This window comes from Intrasporangium chromatireducens Q5-1, assembly GCF_000576575.1.
In the GTDB taxonomy this organism is placed as follows: Bacteria; Actinomycetota; Actinomycetes; order Actinomycetales; family Dermatophilaceae; genus Intrasporangium_A; species Intrasporangium_A chromatireducens.
Map to the genome: position 1 here is coordinate 1 of NZ_AWQS01000317.1, position 3,740 is coordinate 3,740.

At 69.5% G+C, this 3,740-nt stretch carries 5 protein-coding genes; 1 reads left to right on the top strand and 4 read right to left on the bottom strand.

From position 1 onward, the window contains the following. The 3 genes from N864_RS20195 to N864_RS20205 all read right to left on the bottom strand — a co-directional run. On the bottom strand, positions 1-1,207 hold a 1,207-nt coding region (locus N864_RS20195; RefSeq protein ID WP_034721642.1), incomplete at its 3' end, for an ATP-binding protein. Then, positions 1,204-1,569: a hypothetical protein gene (locus tag N864_RS20200; RefSeq protein ID WP_051518857.1), complete on the bottom strand. Its 366-nt coding sequence runs from the start codon at positions 1,567-1,569 to the stop codon at positions 1,204-1,206. The genes N864_RS20195 and N864_RS20200, both read right to left, overlap by 4 nt. Positions 1,570-1,688: 119 nt before the next feature. After that, complete coding sequence (locus N864_RS20205; RefSeq protein ID WP_034721645.1) at positions 1,689-2,654, bottom strand: hypothetical protein; 966 nt, start codon at positions 2,652-2,654, stop codon at positions 1,689-1,691. A 31-nt stretch (positions 2,655-2,685) separates the two neighbouring features. On the opposite strand from N864_RS20205, the gene N864_RS20210 reads away from it, so the two are divergent. After that, positions 2,686-3,411, top strand: a complete 726-nt coding sequence (locus N864_RS20210) for a hypothetical protein (protein ID WP_034721646.1) — start codon at positions 2,686-2,688, stop codon at positions 3,409-3,411. A 6-nt stretch (positions 3,412-3,417) separates the two neighbouring features. Here the strand turns inward: N864_RS20210 and N864_RS20215 are convergent. Continuing rightward, positions 3,418-3,740 (bottom strand): SCO6880 family protein (locus N864_RS20215; RefSeq protein ID WP_034721647.1); only part of this gene is annotated, 323 nt, incomplete at its 5' end.

A 3,740-nucleotide genomic window follows, 5' to 3' on the forward strand; every position in this document is an offset into this window, starting at 1 on the left:
CGTTCTCCAAGTCGGTGAGCTTGTGGAAGATGAGCATGTTGCTGATCCCGTAGGCGCGGGCCAGCCGCCAGTGCGCGTCCATGCGCTTCAGCAGCGCGGGCTCGCTCATCAGCCGCCAGGCCTCGTCATAGATCACCCACCGCTGACCGCCGTTCGGGTCCAGCAGCGCCGATTCCATCCACGCGCTGGAGCAGGTCATCAGCACCGAGATGAGCGTGGCATTCTCCGTCACCCGCGACAGGTCCAGCGACACCATCGGCAACGTCGGATCGAACTGCTCGGTGCTGGGGCCGTCGAACAGGCCGGACAGGTCGCCGGCGACCAGACGCCGCAGCGCGTGCCCGACCATCCGGCCGTCCTCCGCCAGCCGCCCGTCGGGGTCGTCCGACGGGGTGAGGAGGTGGTCGACGATCATCGGCAGGATCGGCACCTCGTTCTCACGAACCGTCGCGGTCAGGGCGGTGTCGATCGCGGTGTGCTCCAGCGGGGTCATCGGCCGGGTCAGCACTGTCTCGGTCAGCGCGCCGATCAGGTCACGACGGCGGGAGGCGACCGTCGTCGCCCACTGCGCATCACTGAGCCCGGTCGGCCGGTAGCCCTCATCGAGCGGGTTGAGGCGGGTGGGCAGGCCGTGGCCGAGCTGGATCGCCCGGCCCCCGACCGCGCGGGCGATGGCGGTGTGCTCGCCTTTCGGGTCGCCCGGCACGTACACCCGCCGCCCGAACGGCAGCGACCGGGTGTAGAGGCTCTTGGCCAGCGAGGACTTCCCCGACCCCACGATCCCGGCGAGCACCACGTTCGGGGCGGTGATGATCCCAGCCTGGTAGAGCACCCACGGGTCATACACGAAGCTGGCGCCGGAGTAGAGGTTCTGGCCGACGAAGACGCCTTCGCTGCCCAGTCCTCCCTCGGCCAGGAACGGATACTGCGCCGCCAGCGTCGCGGAGGTGTCCTGGTGGCGAGGCAGCCGGAACCGGCCCGGGGTCCGCAACGCCACCGGCCCCGCCTCTCCGGCAGCCGGCAGATACTGCGTGGCCTTGCGTTCGGCGCGCTCGGCGTCGGCCTTGGCTTTCGCGGCGGCCATCTTCTGCCGGCGCTGCTCGGCCTGCAACTGTGCGGCGGCCTGGCGGCGCTGTTTGCGCAGACGCCTCCGTTCCTCGGCAGGGGCGACCAGAACGGCGGTGTGCAGGCGCTCCTTCTCGCTCACAGCCCCCACCCCCGCGTGGCGCCACCGGCGGCAGGCGCCCCGGCGGGATCGATGCGGGTCATCTCATCGGCGGCGCGAGCCGCTCCGGCCAGCCGGCCTCTGGCTTCGTCCAGGGTGGTGCCAGCCTGATGGAGCTCATCGCCAGCCTGCAGCGCGGCGGCCCGTAACGCGGTCGGGTGACTGGGGATGGTGTGAGCGGCGGCGAGCCGGTCGAGCACCAGCCGCATCGCCGCGGTCGCATCGCGCAGGTCCGCGATGATCGCATGCGCCCCCGCTTCGGTGAGCTGGCCGGCGCTCGCGAGGGCGCGGAGATTCCGGGCCGCTTCGGTGGCGTAGGCGGCGGGATAGGAGAACGTGGGCACCAGGGACCTCCCGAGATGCAGGGCGGACAGGGATGCCGGTCAGGTGCGCCCCGGCCCGCACACGGCGGCGCCGCCACCCCGTGACCGGGGCGACGGCACCGTGCACGGCGGGGCGCCGCTTACAGGCCGAGGCCGCGGTCGCGTTTGACGGCCGCGACGCCGGGATGGGTGAACCACGACCCGTCGGTCTTCGCCGGACGGCCTTTCCCGGCCGCAGCCGGGGCCGTGCGCCCGCCACTCGCCGCATCGGATGCCCCGAGCGCTCTGGTCGACCGGGACGCCCCGGCCCCGGTGGCACCTCCCGCTCCTGCCACAGGCCCGCCGACCGCTCCCGCCACGCTCACAGCGCCGCCGACGTTCGGGCCGATGGGCCCAGCCATGCGGGATTCGGGGTCAAGGCGGTCTTCGGGCGGGATCGGGTGGCGGCGGTAGAGGCCGACGTGCCCCATGTCGGGGTTGTAGGTCAGCGTGTACTCGCCGCCGACAGCCTCCTGGTCCAACGGCCCGGCGGGGAGGGTGTCGTAGACATAGCCGTTTTCCATCGCCGCATCGGTGGTCTCGGTGCCGTAGTCGAAGCCGGACAAGTGTTCGATCGCCGCGTCCGGGCCGTGTCGGTCGATCATCGACAGCACCGCATCGGCTTCCTCGCCCTGGAGGAACACGATGTTCACCCACCGTGAGACCGCCTCGGACCCCCGCTCCAGGCTCGCGGCGGCTGACGGCGCGGGCGGCCCGGGTGCGGGGTGCCAGGCGATCCGCCCAGCGGCCTGCATGGCGAGGTTCAGCCGTTCCTCCACCGCATCGAGTCCGGTGGCCGCGTCGAAGAGCTGCCCGGCGGCCTGGTGGGCGTCCCGGATGCCCGCGGCCTGGTCGCCGTGGTCATCGAAGGCGCGGCCCTCGTGCCGGTTGTGCTGCTGCGCGATCTGTGCGAGGGACTGCTGCAAGGAACGCACCCCGGACAGCAGGTTCCCCATCACTGTGTAGGCGTCCTCGGGATGGGCGATGTCACGGCTGGCGTGCGCCAGACCGCGCAACGCCTGCGACGCCTCCTCAGCGTCGGCGACGGGATCATAGAATGTAGGCACGGTTCCTCCCTCAGCTTCTGGTCACTGAGAGGTGCGCACCGAGCATCCGACCAACACCGAGGAGAGCGACCGCGTGGCCGATGAGAACAGCGATCCGCTGGTGAGCAAGCATCTCCAGACTCTGCGGCTGTTCAAGCGTCGTGCGGACGAACTGTTCTCATGCGGACTTGCTCAGCGCGATGACGCACTCAAGCTCGGGCAACAGCTCCATATGAACCTCGTGCTCGATAAGACCACCGGCGAAACCTCTGTGCGAGATTTGCGCCAGGTGATCCCTCCCAGAGAGCAAGTCGCCTACGCTCTCACGTTGATACGCCCCCTGACGCTGTCCAAGAAGGGCGACAGGTTGGCGTGGAGAACCGTCATGACGGCCCTCGACTTCTTCTGCCCTCCGGCAGACGCCGTCAACAAGGAGCGGATAGGTGAGCTGCGTGAGGGGTGGAGCAAGTACCCGGTTCGTCGGATGCGGATCATGCAAGCGCCCATTGATCCGGATGCACCGGGGCCGCGCATCGATGCGTGGGATAACGAGATCGCGCGAAAGTTCCTCTACGGCGATCTGGTGCACGGAGACGACAACGCAGAACTCCTGGAAGCCCTTGGAGACGATCAGGTGGTCTTTTCTGCCGGAGCGATGGCGTCGGACGGCTTCATCTTGATGAACAACACTTACGAGGTCATGCATTGCCTCCGGCCCGATATTGCCCCCGAACACGCTCACTTCTCGCGAACGACGGTGACTCAGCAGAACGGCTGAACGCCGTCACACCTGGCGGGCCAGCGGCAGAGCGGCGGCGGTGAACGCGGCGGCCTGCTGGCCGACCAGGCGGCGGGTTTCGCAGGAGGCTTGGATGGCGGCTTGCTCGATCGCCGAGACCGCCGCATCCAGTTCCTCGACCGTGGGCGCGGAGACCGCGATCAGGCCGGTGACGCGCAGCACCCCGTGCCCGGCGGTCAGATCGGCCTCCTGCTGGAGCACGTCCTCGTATTCGGCCGTCTGCGCAGCGTCCTCGATCTGCCCGATCTTGCGGCGTTGGGCGGCGTCCGAGATGTGTTCGACCTTCTTCTTGCGGATGTCGCGGGTGG